We start from the raw sequence: 16372 nt of genomic DNA on the forward strand, positions 1-16372 counted from the left end.
CATTAGTGCCGGTGAGTCCGTCGCGAGGAGATTGTCATGACGGAGTCTGCAGCGGCGCGCTCCCGGGCGGGGGTGCATTCCATCGACCACTTCGCGCTAAATGTGCCTTCGCTCGTTGAAGCGGAGCGATTCTTCCATGCCTTCGGTCTTGACGTCACGACCGTGGGGGCAGGTACGCAAGAACTCGAACTTCGGAGTGCGGACGGGCATCGTTGGGCGCGGATTCTTTCGGCCGACAGGAAGTCGTTAGCCTATTTAAGCTTCAATTGCTATGCGCGGGATTTGCCTGCGCTGCGTAAGCAGGCCGCGGCGGCGGGTGCAATATTCGTCGCTTCGGCAAATGGTAACGAAGCCGCTGGCTTCTGGTTTCACGACCCGGACGGTAACCTGATACAGGTCGCGGTTGGCCCCAAAACGAGTCCGGGCAGCAAGACGATCAGCGTGAACACTGGCGCCATGGCGGATGTGCGAGGGGCTTGCACGCGTGCCGCCGTACAACCTGTCAAGCCGCGCCGGCTTTCTCATGTTCTGCTCTTCACGCCGGACGTGCTGCGAGCGGTCGATTTCTATGAGCAGGCGCTCGGTCTGCGTCTGTCGGATAAATCGCAGGATCTGATTGCTTTCACTCACGCCCCGCACGGTTGCGATCATCATCTGGTGGCGTTCGCCAAAAGCCATGCGCGCGGCTGGCACCATTCGTCGTGGGATGTCGATAACGTCAATGTGGTCGGTGAAGGCGCGGCGCAAATGGCCGCGGCTGGGTTCTCCAAAGGTTGGGGAACGGGGCGGCATGTGCTCGGTTCGAACTACTTCCACTATGTTGAGGATCCGTGGGGATCGTTCTGCGAATACTCGGCGGACATCGATTTTGTGTCGGCCGGATACGAGTGGCCGGCGGGCGATTTTGCTCCTGAAGATTCACTGTACTTGTGGGGGCCGGCCGTGCCGGCTAATTTCGTGCACAACACTGAATAGAACCGTTGTGGTGAGGCGGTTGGTATTTTTGTCCTGATTCAGGGAGTCCCGGTTTCCGCTGAAATCGCCTGCAGGCCGTTGCACGTTCCGGTATCTGATGCGGAGGAAATCTTCGCGCATTGACCGTGCCGGGCATCGTCAAAAATTCGGGTGCGCCATGGCTACCTCCAACTCTATGCCGGTCGCGGGCAATGCATCTTCCAGACACCCGCGAATACTGGCGTTCCGCGCCCCCGTCAACGCATCCGCTCGCGGGATCGATCGCGCCGTCGTCGAACATCCGGTGCACGTCATCCGGTTGTGCCGACGCGGACTTTGGTGTGTCAGGGAAATCACAGTCCGGTTTCGTAAAATGAGGATACCCAATATTTCCTGAGCGGATTGGCGCGAGCGTGCCCCATTTCGCGGGTCAGCGTCACCCGCTCATCGCCCCCAATACACCCATGATCTCCTCGGCAAGCAGCAAGCTCGCAAGACCGTGTCCGACTTTTTCGCGTCGAACGAGGGAGAGGACATTCCTGCTAAAGACACGGTCACGAATCTGCCGGTAAGTGAGTATCTCCTGGCGGTGCTCTTCCGCGATGTCGAACTTGCTGAGAAATGCAATGCTTTCGCTTGAGGCGGCGAGGCGTTTCATCGTCTCGATCGAGTTAGTCCGAAACGCCGGCTCGACGCTGATTCCCGCTTCCACAAAAGTATCGGCGACGATTCCGTGCATCAGCATGGATTGGTCGGCGAAGATGAGTGGATAAGAGGTGCAGTAGGCGAGCGGTATGGACTCCATGCGCGCCAACGCATGGTTGGGCGCAATCACCGCACCGAGGCGCGTATCCATCTCCCAAAGGACTTCGAGTTGTGGCGACGCCGCCAGGTTGAAGCCCAGGCCTACATCCGCTTCGCCGCTGACAAGTGCGTCCAGGATCTCTCGCCCCGACATAGCCCTGATCGAAATCTTGATGTGCGGATGGTGCGCGCAAAAACTTGCTGCCGCCGTCGAGGCGATTCCGCTGGCCAGTCCGGTCACGGTGGCAATGATCACCTCGCCCTTCTGCAGCGTCTTGAGGTCGCGTATCTCGGCTTCGACCTGGCGGTATTCCAGAATGGTTCTGCGCACATGGGCGAGCAGGATTTCACCTGCCGGCGTAGGTCGCAACCCGCGCGGCAGGCGCTCGAACAGCGGTTCGCCGATTTCCTCCTCAAGCAGCAGCAAATGCTTGTTGATGGCGGAAGGGGCGATGTGCAGCTTTTCGCCGGCACCGCGAATCGAACCGGAACGCGCAACCTCGTCGAGGTAGCGCAGCAAGCGTGAATGGAGCATGGTCGGCTGCCTCTCTGGTCGGTCGCCTGTCTCTCTTGGGTCGGCATAGCGTACTCGAAAAGTGCACGCTCCGTGCAAAAAACACTTCTTTTTAGAAACACTCACTTCAGTCTTAATTGCATCAGTCGCGTTGGTTGGCGATTGGATGAGAAAGAGGTCGATCAGCAGGCTGTCGATCAGTCCCTCCATAAATATGTCCGCCTCTACGCTGGCCAAGCGGTTCGTTGCGGCGCAGCAAGATGCGGACTCAACTAATTAATGAAAGTGAGACAACCATGTATCAGGAAGTCAGCGAGAGAAACGTCGCAGCACCGGGGCAGCACGGCAACGTCAGTGCCCACTACGATCAGGTGAAAACGATTTTCGAAGTACTCAACGGAAGGAAGGAGGCTGATCTTCTTCTAAAGAATCTGAATATCCTCGACGTCCACAGCGAAACTGTCTATCAAGGTTCCATCCTCGTGTACGACAAGCGCATCGTCGCGTTGAATCCGGACGAAACGGCTATCAAGGTGCGTGAGGTTTTTGACGGTGAAGGTCTCTATGCCATTCCAGGGCTGATCGACGCTCACGTCCACTTCGATGCGCAATTGGCCCATCCGGCGGCGTTTGCCGAGGCCATCGTCCCTTGCGGTACGACCACTATTTTCTCGGAGTGCCTCGATTTTGTGAGTGCGGCGGGCGCGGAAGCGGTGGAGGCAACCGGGCAACTGTTCAGGAACCACGAACGTCTACCCTATCGGGTATACGCGTTTGCACCTGGAAAGAAAACTTCCGTGGCGGTCACCGACGCGCTGCTGAAGATGGATCCGGTGATTGGCCTGGGCGAACTCGCGCACCTGACCTACAGCGTGGGCAATGACGACGACTTCCGTAAATCGGCCCTGGGGCGCGCCAAGGGCGGCTTCATGAACACTCATTGGGGCGTGACCACGCTGTCGGACATGATGCTGAACTACATGCCCGCGATCGGCGCCTTTGCCAACCACGATGTCTGGAAGGAAGACGACATCGAGAAAAGCGTCCGCTACGGCCTTCAGACGCAAATCAAATTTGGCGTCGGCAGCAGCGAGGTGATTAAAATCATGCTGCGTGCGATTGTCAAACGTAAGTGGCCCGCCGAGAATTTTCAACTGTGCGCGGACAATATCTCGGTCGACCGCCTGCTGACCAAGGGGCACATGGACTGGATCGTTTCGCTGTGCGCCGAAATGGGCATCGATCCGATCAAGGCGATCAAGATGGCGACGCTCTATACCGCGCGTGCATTCAGGATGGACAACAAATTCGGTTCGCTGACGCCAGGCCGATTCGCGGATATCGTGCTGACCGACAGCCTGTCGAAGATCAATCCGCGTTTTGTCTTCAAGGATGGCGAACTGGTCGCGAAGGATCGCAAGCTGTTGAAGCACGCCGATATCGACTATTCCGGCATGGTGAAAAAGCCGGTTCCGGGACTCGGCGATCTGACGCCGGAACAACTGGACCTTGTGCCGCTGGAAATCTCGGCGGACGGCAAGCAGGCCAAGGTGTATCTGTTCGACGTCTACGGGCGGGGCCACGAAAAGTTCTATCAGGAAGTGTGGGTGCCGTTGCGGGACGGCAAAGTCGTCACCGAAGTAGGGGGCGTCAAGCTCAACCGGATTTCGGTCGTACAGCGCTATGCCGACGGTAAGCGCCATGTGGTCAACGGTCTGTTCAAGGGCGTTTATGTCGACCGCGGCGCTGTGGCAACGTTTTGGCCTGCACCCAAGGCCTACTTCGTTGCAGTCGGCCAGGACAGCGCGGAAATGTGCCACTGCCTCCAGCAGGTCGACACCTATGCGGGCGGTTGTGTCGTCACCGACAACAAGGAAGTCAAGGCGGTGCTGCCGCTCGACATCTACGGCGTCCAGGCCAACATGAACCTGTCCGAGTTGCTCAGCGCGACCCGCGCCATCGACGCCGCGTTGGAGGCGATGGGCAATCGCAATGAGGGCGAGCCCGTGGTGAACAAACTTCTGACCTTGTTCATCTCTCTCGACCGGTTCGGTTTCATGGTGTGACGCTAACGCCATAGGAGGAGAAGGCCGGTGGGTGCGCTGGATTCCCCGCCGGCCATGTTGGCCCGATATGGAACCCGGCACGTTCACCCCGGCAATCACGGAAAACGCCTCACCATAGCGCGGTGTCCCATCATCGAGAAAAGCGAACAACACCGCACAAAAGCAGGAAGACAACCAAGGGGCAGTCATGGCGCACCATGCAAGGGAAGCTGAAGTCATCGATACCGGGAGCCTTCAACGGCGCTGGATCACCTACATCATTGGTATTTACATACTGACCATGGGTATCAGTCTGGCCATCAGGGCGGGCATAGGTATTTCGCCGCAAAGCAGTCTGACCCGAACGATGACCCTCGTGTACCCGCGTCTCAGCCAGGGCACGTACAACTTCATGCTTGAGTTGTTCATGCTGTTTCTGACTTACCTGGCCGCGCGGAAAGACTTCGAACTGAAGAATTTCGCCTCGCTGATTCCGGCGTTTGTGCTGGCCACGTGCCTGGATCTGAACCTGATGCTGACCAGGTCGATCGGTTTTCAGGACTATCTTCCGAAGTTCTTCCTGTTGGTTTTCGCGGATGCATTGCTGGCTTTCGGCCTGTTCCTGATGATCAGGGCGAATCTCGTACTCATGCCGATCGACATGTTCGTCAATACGCTTTTCATGCGCACGGGTTTGAGATGGGGGGACATCAAGACGAGCTTCGACTGCACGCTTCTGATCATTAGTGCAGTGATCGGTTTTGCCCTGCTTGGGGGACCCAGGTTTATCCGCGAAGGCACGTTCATGAATGCCATTCTGGTAGGGCAGTACATCAAACTCTATTTCTTCCTGTTCCAGAAAATCAAAACTACGATCGCGTCGTATCACCGAAGATCGTTGGAGCAAGAGTCCTACTCGCGTCAGCGCTTTTGAATCAAGGATATTGCCGGCGCGTGAATCGATGGCGATTGTCCAGATTTGCGTGCCGCGTCACAGTCGACGCTGCGCACTAGCCAACGCGGGGTTTATCAAATGCGGCGCTCAAGGTAATCGATTGTCTGTGATCGCGTGATCGCCCGCGGGACGCATCCGCCGCGCTGCCGCATTTGATTTGCAGCCTGACCACAGGGCCCGATCCCGGCCTCGGGTACAAGTAGCGCCCCGCAATTACCACTGGCTTCGAGACGTCAATCGCGACGTCGGCATCCACTCGTCATTTAAAAGAACGAAAGAGGAAATACCATGTTTATAGCAAGTGCCTCCACCGCTTTGCTGAATAGAATCTATCGCGCTACTGCGACCATCGCCTTTATGCTGATCGGCGCTCACGCATACGCACAATCGAGCGTGCAGCTATATGGCATCGTCGATACATGGGTCGGAGTTCAGAAGTACCCCGGCAAAGCTGCTAGCTGGCAGGAAGGCGGCGGTGGTTTGTCTACTTCGTTCTGGGGCTTCGGTGGTCGGGAAGACCTGGGTGGCGGCTACAAGACGATCTTTGCTATCGAGGGATTTTTCCGTCCACAGAACGGCGCGTATGGTTCCTTCAACGGCGATCCGTTTTTCTCGCGTAACGCCTATGTTGGCCTCACTACACCGGCTGGCACCGTAACGCTGGGACGCCAGAGCAGCCTGCTGTATTTGCAGGCATGCCAGTTCAATCCGTATTACGCCTCTTTCACGTTCTCGCCGACCATCGTGCAGATGTACGCCGGCCTGGGTACTTATCCGGCGTACAAGACCGATCAGGGGATTGTCGGCGGGACCGCATGGAGCAATGCGGTGCAGTACGCCACTCCCGATCTGCACGGATTCGTTGGCCACGCAATCTACGCGTTCGGCAACAGCAGTTCGGGGAACGGTAGCAAACAGTATTCGTTGCAGTCCTCTTATCGGAATGGTCCCTTTGCCGCCGGTGCCGTCTACCAGTACGCGAACTTTAACTCGACGGCCGGTGACCTGAATTCCCTGATTAGGGGCTTTCACAGTCAGACAGCGACCCAGCTCGCGGCTTCGTACGAGTTTTCGGTTGCGAAGCTGTACGGCGAGTACACCTATACCGACAACAATGTCATCAACAAGGATTTCCACGTCAACATGTTCGAGGGCGGCGCGACAATCACCGTCGGAGTGGGCAAGATCCTGGCGTCGTATGCGTATTCGCGCGATTCCGGCGGACTCGATCAGACCCGGCAGACTGCATCGCTGGGATACGACTATCCGCTCTCCAAACGTACCGACCTCTACGCCGTATACATGTACGACCATTTTGCCGGTCTGTCGTCTGGCGAGACGGCTGGAGTGGGGATGCGCGCGCGATTCTAGGCATGCAGTAACGCTGTGAGGGCCGGCCGGGCCTCTTGGCGATTACGGTGTGAACCACTTAACGCGACAGCACCTGAGACCTCACGTGCGCCGAGAATGCGTGCGTCGGCACCCTTCCAGCCCACGGCTACATCAAGAGGCGCCAGGCTGATGGGTGTCGCTAACTCGTACTCGTCAAAGCGACGACAAAGTCAAGAAACACTCTTGCCTTGGCCGGCATATGGTGCCTCGACGGATGGTACGCATAGAGCGGAAACCGCTCGTCCGGCCAGTCGGGGAAGAGGTTGATGAGCTGTCCCTCCCGGATCAGATGCTGGGCTCCGGACAGCAGCATCTGCGCGATGCCGGAGCCGGCCAGACACGCGTTCAGGAGTGCGCTCGGATCGTTTACCGTCAGGCGTCCATTCGTTTCGACAATCAGCTTTTTGCGTTTGCGATGAAACTCCCACGGATATGGCTTGCCGGTTTCCGGATTGCGGAATTCCAGGCACCGGTGCACGCCGTGCCCCAACTCCTGAGGCTCCGTTGGCCGCCCGTGGCGAGCGAGGTACGAGGGCGCTGCGACCGTGACAACCGCTGTGTCGAGGAGCTTTCGCGCGACCAGACTCGACGAACGAGGTTCGCCAAAGCGCAAGGCCAGATCGAAGCCGTCCATGACGAGGTCGCCAAGCTGATCTCTCGCAATGAGCTCGAGCTCCAGTTCTGGATGCAGGTCCATGAATTCGTCGAGCTTTGGACCCAGAATGATGCGCGAAAAAACCGGATCCAGATTGATGCGCAGCTTTCCGCGCACTGTCACGGCGCCGCCTGCCGCGGCTGCGGCTGCTTCTTCCATTCCCCTTAGGTGCGGCATCACCTGCTCATAGAACCGTCGTCCCTCTTCAGTGAGGGAAACGGCGCGGGTCGTCCGGTTGAAGAGCCGGATTTTTAGCCGCTTTTCGAGCCTGGCGATGGCCCGGCTGACCCCGGGCGGCGACATGCCCATCAGGTCGGCGGCGGCCACGAACGTCCCCGCATCGACGACGGCCGCAAATACGCCGATACCGCTGGATAAGTTCTCTCTGAACGATCTCATAAGCCCTGCACCCTGCGTAAAAACACACTATGACGCATTGGTAACTCTCAGTCAGTTAATAAGTGCCATTCATGTCATTTAGTTTATCCGCGCGCTTACCCACAATGCATCCGGCAGCACACATTCATCTATGCAAGGAGAAACCGCAATGTATGCAATCACAGGGATAACAGGGAAGGTGGGTGGAGCGCTGGCGCGCACGCTGCTCGCCGCGGGCCAGCCGGTACGCGCGGTGGTGCGCGATGCCGCTCGGGCACGTTCGTGGGCCGAGCGCGGGTGCGAAGTGGTCACGGCCGACATGGGCGACGTCGCGTCCCTTACCGCCGCTTTCGACGGCGCGCAAGGCGTCTTCATTCTGCTGCCGCCCGAGTTCGACCCGTCGCCGGGCTTTTCCGAAGCACGTACTGTCATTGACGCGGTACGCGGCGCGCTGCAGGCGGCGGCACCTTGCAAGGTTGTCTGCCTGTCGACGATCGGCGCGCAGGCCACGGAGACTAATCTGCTCACGCAACTCACGCTGCTGGAGCAGGTGCTTCGCGAGTTGCCGATGCCTCTGACATTCCTGCGTCCGGGGTGGTTCATGGAAAACGCCGCATGGGACATTGGGCCGGCTCGGGACGAAGGAATTGTCCACAGCTTTCTGCAGCCGCTCGACAAGGCTGTGCCGATGGTCGCGACTGCGGACGTCGGTCGCGTGGCCGCGCAACTGCTTCAGCAAACCTGGCGCGGCGTGCGGGTGGTCGAGCTGGAGGGTCCGCAACGTGTGAGCCCGAACGATCTGGCGGCGGCATTTGCCCGGGTGCTCGGTCGCCCAGTCCGTGCGCAGAGCGTGCTGCGCGAAACGTGGGAGGCGTTGTTCCGGTCCCAGGGGATGAAGGAGCCCTTGCCGCGTATGCGCATGCTCGACGGGTTCAATGAAGGCTGGATCGCCTTCGAAGGCGATCCAGCCGAGATCGTCAAGGGCGAAGTGCAGTTGGAAACCGTTCTGCGAGATCTCGTCTTGCGCGATACGTCGCTGGGCGATTCCTGAAGCATGCCCAGGCGCGCCGCTTACCCTCCCGACGATCGCGCAGAGCATCTTCATGGCCCTGTCTGGCTGTCTTGCGCTCGCGGGAGTAGACTCGCCTGGGTCGCTCCGTGACACCACGCCGATCGTCGCTTTGCGCCGATGCCTGCGCGTGAATAGAAGGAGTGGGGAAATCAGTTCGAGTGGCGTCGGGGAATGTGCGAATGCGTTTGTCCAAGGTTGATCTGAATCTCTTCGTAGTCTTCGAAGCCGTCTACAGAACACGAAACCTGACGCGCGCCGCGGAGATGCTGTTCATCACGCAGCCGGCCGTCAGCAATGCGTTGGCACGGATGCGCAAGGCATTCGACGATCAGCTTTTTGTCAGTACATCGGCCGGCATGATGCCGACCCCCGTTTCGGAAAACATGATCGGCCAGGTTCGTGAGGCGTTGCAGTTGCTCGATTCGAGCACTCACGTGGGAGGACGCTTCGATCCGGCCTCGTCTGAGCGCACGTTCCGGCTCAGCATGACCGATCTCACGGAAGCACTCCTTCTGCCCGCGCTGGAAGAAGTGTTGCAGCAACTGGCGCCCGGCATCCGCATCGAAAGCTACTTTACGACGCGCCGCGAGGTTCCGGAAGCGCTCGCCAACGGGGCCGTCAATCTCGCGATCGACGCGCCGTTGATCGACGACCCTTACCTCGAGCAGGAGCCGCTAGGCCGCGACCGTTATGCCTGCATGCTGCGCCACGATCATCCGTTCACCAGAAAGAAGCTGACGATCGACGACTACCTCAAGTTCGGCCATATCCATGTATCGAGCCGCCCGCAGGGATCGGGTCTCGTCGACGCCGAGCTGACCAGGCTGGGCCTCAGGCGATCGATTCAGACGCGCGTTCAACATTATCTGGTCGCCCCTTTGATTGCGATGCGAACCGATCTCGTGCTCACGGCCCCCCTCGTGCTCCTGCAGCGGTATGACGCGCGAATTCTTGCGCTGCCGTTCGATCTTCCGGATCTTCAATCTCATTGCTATTGGCATCGAAGCGTGACCGGAGACCCGGCGCATCGTTGGCTGCGCGAGCAGATTGGCCGTCTCATGCGGGAAATGAACCAGTAGGCAGAGTCGCCGCGGGCGTAGGGCATTACACACGAGGTGTCACAAAAAATTATAGCGGACTATCACAACAATAAATTTCCTGAATGCCGCCGCGCTGAGTATTCTGCTAGCCATGTTAAAGAGAGGACGGCATGGCAGAACTCTATCTCGTGCGGCATGGCCAGGCGTCTTTCGGCGCCGAAAACTATGACGAGCTATCTTCTTCCGGTCGTATTCAATCGCGTTGGCTCGGCGAGTACTTCGCGCAGGCGAACGTGCAGTTCGATCGCGTTGTCATGGGCACGATGCAGCGGCATCGGCAAACCGTCGATGGAATTCTCGCGGCGATGGGTGGCCAGCAAGTCGAGATCGTTCAGGACGCGGGTCTGAACGAATACGATTTCGCGGCCCTGTTCGCCGCCCTCGGCGAGGAAGGCTCGCCAACGGGTTTGCCCGCGGGCCTGTCGGCCACAGGTTCAAAAAAAGACTTCTACAAAGGGCTCAGGCAGGTGCTGCAGCTTTGGGCCGATGACCGCTTGCCGGGCCGTATGCCAGAGACGTGGCATCAATTCCAGACGCGTGTCCAGCGTGCGCGTATCGACGTCCAGCGAGCTGGCGGCAGCCGTGTTCTGGTGGTGAGTTCAGGTGGCCCGATCGCGGTCACTGCCCAACAGGTTCTGCAGGCACCCGCGGCAACCGCGATTGCGCTGAACCTGCAGATTCGGAACAGCAGCATTTGCCAATATGTCTTTAACCACGACGCGATGTCGCTGGTCAGCTTCAATTCCGTGCCGCATCTCGAACATGCCGAGAGGCGTGAATTTGTCACCTACGGCTGATTTTCGCCAGGTTTCCCGCAAGCCATGAATACTCATTCGCAATTCGATATTGAAGATCTCACACGTTATCTGACGGCGCACGTGCCCGGGTTTCAAGGACCCTTGTCCATCGAGAAATTTCCCGACGGACAATCCAATCCGACGTTTCTTCTGAACGCACAAAGCGGCCGCTATGTGCTGAGACGTCAACCGCCCGGCGCGCTGCTCAAGTCCGCCCATGCCGTCGACCGTGAGTTTCGGGTGTTGTCGGCGCTAGGCCGGACACCGGTCCCTGTCGCCCGCGCGTATCACCTTTGCGAGGACCGCGACGTCATCGGCAGCCTGTTTTACGTAATGAGCTACGAGGACGGGCGCATCTTCTGGAATCCGGCGCTGCCGGAAGCGCCGGCAGAGGAACGTGGCGCCATCTACGAGGCGCTGATCGGCACGATGGCGGCGCTCCACGATGTGGATATCGACGAAGCCGGTCTGTCGGACTACGGCCGCCCAGGCAACTACTTCGCGCGTCAAATCGACGTTTGGACCAAGCAGTATCGCGCCGCGCAGACCGACGCGCTGGAAGCGATGGAATCGCTGATCGAATGGCTGCCTGCGCATTGCCCGGCGGAAACCGGCAAGCCTTCGCTCGTGCACGGCGATTTTCGTATCGACAATCTCATCTTCATGAACGGTGCGCCGCAGGTTCGCGCCGTTCTCGACTGGGAGCTATCCACGCTCGGCAATCCACTCGCTGACATTGCGTACTTCTGCATGTGTTTGCGGCTTCCGCCCGGCGGTCATATCGCCGGACTCGCGGGGCTGGATCGGCGCGCGTTGGGCGTGCCGGACGAGCCGTCGATTGTCGAACGGTATTGCGAGCTTCGCGGTCTTTCATCGATTGAGAACTGGAACTTCTACCTGGCGTTCTGCTTTTTCCGGCTCGCCGCTATCGCACAGGGCGTGAAGAAGCGGGCCTTGGGCGGTAACGCGTCGAGCGAAAAAGCGCGGCAGGTGGGAGAGATGGCAGGGGCGCTTGCGAGAATGGGTACCGACCTGGTTTGAGGGCACGCGGGAAACCGGAACATAGATAGCTATAGGAATGCTGATCGTGACTACTAATCTGTTTGACCTGAACGGAAAGATTGCACTGGTAACGGGCGCAAGCCGCGGTATCGGCGAGGAGATCGCGAAGCTGCTCGCCGAACAGGGCGCGCATGTGATCGTGTCGAGCCGCAAGCTGGAGGATTGTGAATCCGTTGCGCGCGAGATCGGCGAAGCCGGCGGGAGTGCCGAAGCGTATCCGTGTCATGTCGGGCGCGTTGAGGATATTCTCGCGATCTTCCAGCATATCCGTGCGCGGCATGGCCGTCTGGACATTCTCGTCAACAACGCGGCGACCAATCCGTATTTTGGCCATATTCTCGATACCGATCTGGGGTCCTTCGAAAAGACGGTGGAAGTGAACCTGCGTGGCTACTTCTTCATGTCGGTGGAGGCGGGCAAGCTGATGCGCGAGCATGGCGGCGGTGCGATCGTCAATACGGCCTCGGTTAATGCCTTGCAGCCTGGCGACATGCAGGGCATTTACTCGATCACCAAAGCCGCGGTTGTCAACATGACGCGGGCATTCGCGAAGGAGTGCGGACCGCTGGGAATTCGCGTGAATGCACTGCTGCCCGGATTGACCAAAACCCGCTTTGCCGGCGCGCTGTTCTCGGATCAGGCTACCTACGAACAGTGGCTGTCGCGGATCCCGCTGCGGCGCCATGCCGAACCGCGCGAGATGGCGGGTACCGTGCTTTACCTGGTGTCCGATGCGGCGAGCTATACCAACGGAGAGTGTGTCGTCGTCGACGGTGGACTGACGATCTAGTCAAGCGGTCGACGCATGGTAATGGTCAATGCGTCGGCGAGATCAATCACGATTCTGGAAGAGTAAAAATGGACTTTGCCTACAGCCCGAAAGTCGACGCGCTGCGCACTCAGGTGCGCGCCTTCATGGACACTCATATCGTTCCGCGTATCCGGCAATGGCACGACGAAGTGAGTGCGGGTCAATATCCGGTTTCCTTTATGGAGGATCTGAAGGAGCGCGCGCGTGAAGAGGGGCTCTGGAACCTGTTCCTGCCACATCTGCGCGAAGATGAACCCGGTACCCGCCTGACCAACCTCGAGTACGCGCCGCTCGCTGAAATCATGGGGCGGGTGTCGTGGGCGTCCGAGGTATTCAACTGCAATGCGCCGGACACGGGGAATATGGAATTGCTCCATATGTTTGCCACGCCCGCGCAGCGCGAGCAGTGGCTCGAACCGCTTCTTAACGGCAAGATCCGCTCCGCGTTTGCGATGACGGAGCCGGCGGTAGCCTCCTCGGACGCGACCAATATCACGACGTCGATTCGTCGCGACGGTGACGACTACGTTATCGACGGGCGGAAGTGGTTTATCACGAACGCCGCGCACCCGAACTGCAAGCTCTTTATTGTGATGGGGAAAACGGATCCGGACGCGGCGAGTCACAGTCAGCAGAGCATGATTCTCGTGCCCCGCGATACACCCGGCGTCAAGGTGATCCGCAATATCACGGTGGTCAATCACACGGCGCCGGAAGGGCACTGCGAGATCGAGTTCAAAGGCGTGCGCGTGCCCCGGTCGAATCTTCTCGGCGAAGAGGGCAGCGGCTTCGCGCTTGCGCAGGCGCGTCTCGGACCGGGACGGATTCACCACTGCATGCGTTCGATCGGCGCCGCGGAGCTGGCGCTCGAGTTGATGGTGGAGCGCGCCCAGACGCGCGCGGCATTCGGAAAGACGCTGTTTGAGCACGGGACGGTTGCCGAATGGATCGCGAAGTCGCGGATCGAAATCGATCAGGCGCGGCTCTTCGTTCTCAAAGCCGCTTGGATGATCGACAACGTGGGGGCGAAGGAAGCGCGCAAGGAGATCTCGATGATCAAGGCGCTCGTGCCGGGGGTTCACACCGCCGTTTGCGAGCGGGCGATGCAGGTGTTTGGCGCGATGGGGCTGAGCCCCGACACGCCACTGGCCGATAGCTGGACGTGGGGCCGTGCGTTGAAGCTCGCGGATGGTCCGGACGAGGTTCATCTGCAGAGCATTGCACGGATGGAACTCAAGGCGCAGCGCCATGAACCGGGCCGAGAGAATCCGTATCTGACGGCGCCGGTGTAACGTTTTAACAGCGGTTTCACAGCTGTAAATCCCCCATCCTGCAGGGCCGCGTTTCGTCAGACGATTCGCGGTCTTTTCGTTTCTCCCCCTCGTGTTCGCGGCACTCATCCATTCAGGGGATACTTCCCATGTCCCGACACTTGCATGATTGTCCCAACGCGTTTATCGCAGCAGGCCGAAAAAAACCAGACAACATTCGCCTGCCATCCATGCTTGCCACCCAATTTGGGACTGAAGGCGATACAGATGCAGGACAAGGAGATCGTCTAACGGGACCAGTTCCGGATGACCTACGCCACTCTGCGCGAGCGTATCGCGCGCCTCTCCAGCGGCTTGAGCGAACCTGGCGTCCAGCACGGCAGCATCGTCGCGGTGTTGGATTGGGATAGCCACCGAGCTGCGCGTTGCCGCAAGGGCTTGCCAAAGGGCGCTGGAGCGGGGCATCGACGTGTTCGTCGGTTATGGGCATTAGTCAGGGCCTGAATGGCGCCGAAGTCATCGGCAACCCGCAGATTACAAAGCGTTTTCTCTCTGAAGGAATGAACGTCGGGATCGCCGGCGTTGTCGGCTGGACCAGCGGGGTACATGAGGCGCAGAGTCTGGTTGGCCGCACCTGAGCCGTATCATTTGCCGAAAATACTGTATGAATGTACAGTACTGGACGTATTCGGGCGATCAGCGAATGTACGCGCTTCCCAGGTCCCTGCGCGGTCGACTCATCTACGCTTTTCAAGGGCGTCGGCGCGCGCGCACTATTGAACGGAGATTCATTCCCATGCCGGCGTTATCCCGTCAGGAGCGACATGCCTGAACAACTCTGGTTGCCCGGTCTCGAGGCGCCGCCAACGCCCACAGACGGGCTCTTTTTCGCGATTTTTCCCGACGCCGGCACGGCAACCGGCATTGCGAAGCTCGCGCAACAGCTATGCGGCGAAACGCGCTCGAAGAGCAAGCCGCTCGCGGCGGGCCGGTTGCACGTTACGCTGGTCCATCTCGGGAATTTCGCCGGCGGATTGCCGCAGGCGCGTGTCGATGCGGCGATGCGCGCGGCCGCGTCGATCCAAATGAAACCCTTCACGGTCGAGTTCGACAAGGTGGTGAGCTTCGCGGTGAAACCGAGGCCGGGGCCGTTGGTGTTGGGCGGAGGCGACGGCCTCGTCGGGCTTCATGCGCTGCACGACGCGCTCGGACTGGCCTTGCAGGACGCAGGCTTTGGCGATCGCGCGGTGTCGCCCGGCACGCCGTTCACCCCGCACGTTACCCTCGCTTACGGCATGCCTCCATTGCCCACGCGTCCTGTCGAGTCTGTTTGCTGGAACGTGCGCGAATTTGCGCTGGTGCACAACTTGCTCGGGCGTACGCGGCATATCGCATTGGCCCGATGGCCCCTGGTCGGTGCGGAATAGCGGCTCATTGATGCCATGCGTCCCTCAAATACGCCGGATCTGAAAACCAGGGGGATTCGTCGGTCAGAGAGCCGGAACCGTCGCGCGCTCCCTGATAGAATGCTCGGGCCGCAACGTAGTGGACCGCAGATGAAATTGCTTGATGCGTTAGTCGAACAACGTATTGCCGCCGCAGCCGCACGCGGCGAGTTCGATGATTTGCCGGGCGCGGGTGCGCCGCTGCCTCTGGAGGACGATGCACTGGTCCCGGAGGAGGTGCGCGTCGCCAACCGGATTTTGAAGAACGCGGGTTTCGTGCCGCCGGCTGTCGAGCAGCTGCGTGCCTTGCGCGACCTGCGAGCGGAGCTGAATGCCGTGAGCGACCAGGCTACCCGCTGCCGCTTTCAGGCGCGCATGCTGGCGCTGGATATGGCACTTGAATCGCTGCGCGGTGGCCCGCTGGTCTTGCCGCGCGAATACTGCCGGCGGATTGCCGAACGGCTCTCCGAGCGCGTCGGCAACCTCAACATGGCCGATACGGATTCGCAGTGAGCGAGACGCCTGTCTCGGACCGGGATCGCCATTTCATGACGCTCGCCCAGGCCGCCGCCGAAGAAGCGCGCGCAGCCGGCGAAGTACCGGTCGGCGCGGTGCTTGTGCGGGGTGACGAAGTCATCGCCACGGGGTTCAACCATCCAATCGGTGCTCACGACCCCTCGGCGCACGCGGAAATGGTCGCATTGCGCGCCGCCGCCCAAGCTGTCGAAAATTACCGTTTGCCGGGCTGCGAACTCTATGTGACGCTGGAACCGTGCCTGATGTGCGCCGGTGCGATCATGCACGCGCGTATCGCACGCGTCGTGTTTGGGGCGCGGGATCCGAAAACTGGAGCGTGCGGCAGTGTCGTCGATGCATTCGCGAATCCGCAGTTAAATCACCACACCACGGTGACCGGTGGCGTGCTCGAAACCGAATGCGGCGCCGCGCTCAAATCGTTCTTCGCGGAACGGCGGCGCGCAAGCCGTGAAGCCCGCGCGGCGGCACGGGGCGAACATGCGGCAGCAGACGGCGAAGCGCCGTCCGGGAGCATTGCGGCACACGGTGAACCGGGGGCGGCCGAGCCGCTCTAAAACTACAACATCCTGCAGGTCTCGCC

Annotated in this window: 16 protein-coding genes; 14 read left to right on the forward strand and 2 right to left on the reverse strand. The window is 59.8% G+C overall.

The window, feature by feature from the left end; translation table 11 throughout:
• Positions 1-36: 36 nt before the first annotated feature.
• Positions 37-975: a VOC family protein gene (locus tag HWX91_RS18890; RefSeq protein ID WP_028199312.1), complete on the forward strand. Its 939-nt coding sequence runs from the start codon at positions 37-39 to the stop codon at positions 973-975.
• Between the two features lie 415 nt (positions 976-1390).
• Here the strand turns inward: HWX91_RS18890 and HWX91_RS18895 are convergent, their stop codons facing one another.
• Positions 1391-2482: a LysR family transcriptional regulator gene (locus tag HWX91_RS18895; RefSeq protein WP_244144092.1), complete on the reverse strand. Its 1092-nt coding sequence runs from the start codon at positions 2480-2482 to the stop codon at positions 1391-1393.
• An 86-nt stretch (positions 2483-2568) separates the two neighbouring features.
• Here HWX91_RS18895 and HWX91_RS18900 point away from each other — a divergent pair, with 86 nt between their 5' ends.
• From HWX91_RS18900 to HWX91_RS18910, 3 genes are all read left to right on the forward strand, one after another.
• Positions 2569-4338: an adenine deaminase C-terminal domain-containing protein gene (locus tag HWX91_RS18900; RefSeq protein ID WP_042276511.1), complete on the forward strand. Its 1770-nt coding sequence runs from the start codon at positions 2569-2571 to the stop codon at positions 4336-4338.
• A 187-nt stretch (positions 4339-4525) separates the two neighbouring features.
• Positions 4526-5251 (forward strand): YczE/YyaS/YitT family protein, encoded by a 726-nt coding sequence (locus HWX91_RS18905; protein ID WP_028199309.1) that lies wholly within the window; start codon positions 4526-4528, stop codon positions 5249-5251.
• A 309-nt stretch (positions 5252-5560) separates the two neighbouring features.
• The gene (locus tag HWX91_RS18910; protein ID WP_052660808.1) at positions 5561-6643 is read left to right on the forward strand and encodes a porin; all 1083 of its coding nucleotides are present in this window, start codon (positions 5561-5563) and stop codon (positions 6641-6643) included.
• A gap of 160 nt (positions 6644-6803) precedes the next feature.
• On the opposite strand, the gene HWX91_RS18915 is transcribed toward HWX91_RS18910, so the two are convergent.
• A complete protein-coding gene (locus HWX91_RS18915; RefSeq protein ID WP_028199307.1) occupies positions 6804-7718 on the reverse strand; it encodes a LysR family transcriptional regulator in 915 nt (304 codons plus the stop codon).
• A 148-nt stretch (positions 7719-7866) separates the two neighbouring features.
• Between HWX91_RS18915 and HWX91_RS18920 the strand changes: the two genes are divergently transcribed.
• From HWX91_RS18920 to tadA, 10 genes are all read left to right on the forward strand, one after another.
• Positions 7867-8748 carry an NmrA family NAD(P)-binding protein gene (locus HWX91_RS18920; RefSeq protein ID WP_028199306.1) on the forward strand — a complete coding sequence of 294 codons (882 nt, stop codon included), beginning with the start codon at positions 7867-7869 and terminating at the stop codon, positions 8746-8748.
• Between the two features lie 200 nt (positions 8749-8948).
• Positions 8949-9848, forward strand: coding sequence for a LysR family transcriptional regulator (locus HWX91_RS18925; RefSeq protein ID WP_028199305.1), 900 nt, complete (start codon positions 8949-8951; stop codon positions 9846-9848).
• Positions 9849-9979: 131 nt separating this feature from the next.
• Positions 9980-10666 carry a histidine phosphatase family protein gene (locus tag HWX91_RS18930; protein ID WP_028199304.1) on the forward strand — a complete coding sequence of 229 codons (687 nt, stop codon included), beginning with the start codon at positions 9980-9982 and terminating at the stop codon, positions 10664-10666.
• Positions 10667-10690: 24 nt separating this feature from the next.
• Entirely contained in the window at positions 10691-11707 is a 1017-nt protein-coding gene (locus HWX91_RS18935) for a phosphotransferase (protein ID WP_028199303.1), read from the forward strand.
• A 46-nt stretch (positions 11708-11753) separates the two neighbouring features.
• Positions 11754-12518, forward strand: coding sequence for an SDR family oxidoreductase (locus HWX91_RS18940; protein ID WP_028199302.1), 765 nt, complete (start codon positions 11754-11756; stop codon positions 12516-12518).
• A gap of 68 nt (positions 12519-12586) precedes the next feature.
• Positions 12587-13831 carry an acyl-CoA dehydrogenase family protein gene (locus HWX91_RS18945; protein WP_028199301.1) on the forward strand — a complete coding sequence of 415 codons (1245 nt, stop codon included), beginning with the start codon at positions 12587-12589 and terminating at the stop codon, positions 13829-13831.
• A gap of 461 nt (positions 13832-14292) precedes the next feature.
• Positions 14293-14448, forward strand: coding sequence for a hypothetical protein (locus HWX91_RS18950; protein WP_156034547.1), 156 nt, complete (start codon positions 14293-14295; stop codon positions 14446-14448).
• A gap of 186 nt (positions 14449-14634) precedes the next feature.
• Positions 14635-15237 carry a 2'-5' RNA ligase family protein gene (locus tag HWX91_RS18955; RefSeq protein WP_028199299.1) on the forward strand — a complete coding sequence of 201 codons (603 nt, stop codon included), beginning with the start codon at positions 14635-14637 and terminating at the stop codon, positions 15235-15237.
• Positions 15238-15366: 129 nt separating this feature from the next.
• A complete protein-coding gene (locus HWX91_RS18960) occupies positions 15367-15768 on the forward strand; it encodes a DnaJ family domain-containing protein (RefSeq protein ID WP_028199298.1) in 402 nt (133 codons plus the stop codon).
• 35 nt (positions 15769-15803) lie between these two features.
• On the forward strand, positions 15804-16346 hold the full coding sequence (gene tadA, locus HWX91_RS18965) for a tRNA adenosine(34) deaminase TadA (RefSeq protein ID WP_042276551.1): 543 nt from the start codon (positions 15804-15806) through the stop codon (positions 16344-16346).
• Positions 16347-16372 lie beyond the last annotated feature (26 nt).

This window comes from Paraburkholderia fungorum (assembly GCF_902833645.1).
Classification (GTDB): Bacteria; Pseudomonadota; Gammaproteobacteria; order Burkholderiales; family Burkholderiaceae; genus Paraburkholderia; species Paraburkholderia fungorum.